Origin of the sequence: Kitasatospora sp. MBT63 (assembly GCF_000710465.2) — a bacterium.
Taxonomy (GTDB): Bacteria; Actinomycetota; Actinomycetes; order Streptomycetales; family Streptomycetaceae; genus Kitasatospora.
Genome location: NZ_JAIZ01000643.1, coordinates 1 through 1,475 on the forward strand (window position 1 = coordinate 1; position 1,475 = coordinate 1,475).

Annotated in this window: 1 protein-coding gene; it reads right to left on the reverse strand. The window is 76.3% G+C overall.

Annotated elements, in window-relative coordinates; genetic code table 11:
• Positions 1-286: 286 nt before the first annotated feature.
• Entirely contained in the window at positions 287-1,384 is a 1,098-nt protein-coding gene (locus tag AA75_RS33730; RefSeq protein WP_033824168.1) for a sorbosone dehydrogenase family protein, read from the reverse strand.
• Between the last annotated feature and the right edge of the window lie 91 nt (positions 1,385-1,475).

Consider the following 1,475-nt stretch of genomic DNA (forward strand, 5'->3'; position numbering starts at 1 on the left):
CGACGCCGTGGCGGCCGCCGCCACGGGGCCGGCCGCGGGGGTCGGTCGCGGCCAGCACGGCGGCGACCAGCAGCGGGACGGTCAGCAGGAGCAGGTTGAACATCGGTCCGGTCCTCTCCTCGGGGGCACACGAAGGACCGTAGCCAGCCGGGGCGCGGCCCAATCCGGACCGCCACCCGGGGCGTCCTCAACCCACTCGAACCGGTGATCTCCTGACCCCGACCGGCCCAGCGCGGTACCCCGTCGGCGCCGGCGGGCCGGGGTCAGCGGCGGCGGGCCGGGTGCCTCACCCGACGGCGAGCCGCAGGATGCGGTCGTCCCCGGCGATCGGCTGCCCCCGGCCGTCGGTGTTGCTGGTGGCGAGCAGCAGGGTGCCGGGGCCGTCCGCGACCACCGTCCGCAGGCGTCCGTACCGGCCGGTGAAGTGGTCCTGCGGGGTGCCGCTGACGTGGTCCCCCTCGACCGGGATCCGCCACAGGCGCATCCCGTGCAGCGCCGCCATCCAGATCGCACCGTCGGCGTACGCGATGCCGCTGGGCGAGGCCTGGTCGGTGTGCCACTGGGCGAGCGGGTCGGTGTAGCCGGCCCGGTGCCCCTGGCCCTCGACCACCGGCCAGCCGTAGTTGGCGCCCGGGGTGATCAGGTTGAGCTCGTCCCAGGTGTTCTGGCCGAACTCGGACGCCCACAGCCGCCCCTGGGCATCCCAGGCCAGCCCCTGGACGTTGCGGTGACCGAGCGTGTAGACCACCGAGCCCGGGAACGGGTTGCCCGGCGCGGGGGCGCCGTCCGGGGTCATCCGCAGGATCTTGCCGCCGAGCGAGGAAAGGTCCTGGGCCAGTTCGGTGCGGCCCGCCTCGCCGGTGCCCGCGTACAGCATGCCGTCCGGGCCGAAGGCGATCCGGCCGCCGTCGTGGTTGCTGCCCTTGGGGATCCCGGTGAGCAGGACCGCGGGGGCGCCGAGCTGCTGTCCGGGCGGCTGCTGCGGGTCGTAGCCGAGGCGGACGATCCGGTTGTCGTCGGCGGCGGTGAAATAGGCGTACACCTGGTGATCGGTGGCGTAGTGCGGGGAGACGGCGAGGCCGAGCAGGCCGCCCTCGCCCGCGGCCGCCACCCCGGGGACCTCGCCGACGTCGGTGCGGGCGCCGCCGTCCGCGGCGATCCGGGTGATCCGGCCGGTGTCCCGGGAGCCGACCAGCAGGTCGCCGCCGGGGAGCACGGCGATCCCCCACGGCGTGTCCAGGCCGTCCGCGACCTGCCCGGTCACCCGTACCGTCCCCGGTCCGGTGGCCGTGCTGCCGCCCGGGGCGGGCAACGTGGTCGAGCTGCACCCGGCGGCGAGCAGCAGCACGGCGGCGACGGCGGCGGGAACGGTTCGCACTCGCATCTCGGCTCCTACCGGCTGGGCTGGCGGCGGTCCACCGTCCAGCAGACCACAGGTCCGCCCGGCCGGGCGGCGGGACCGGCCGCCCGCCGCG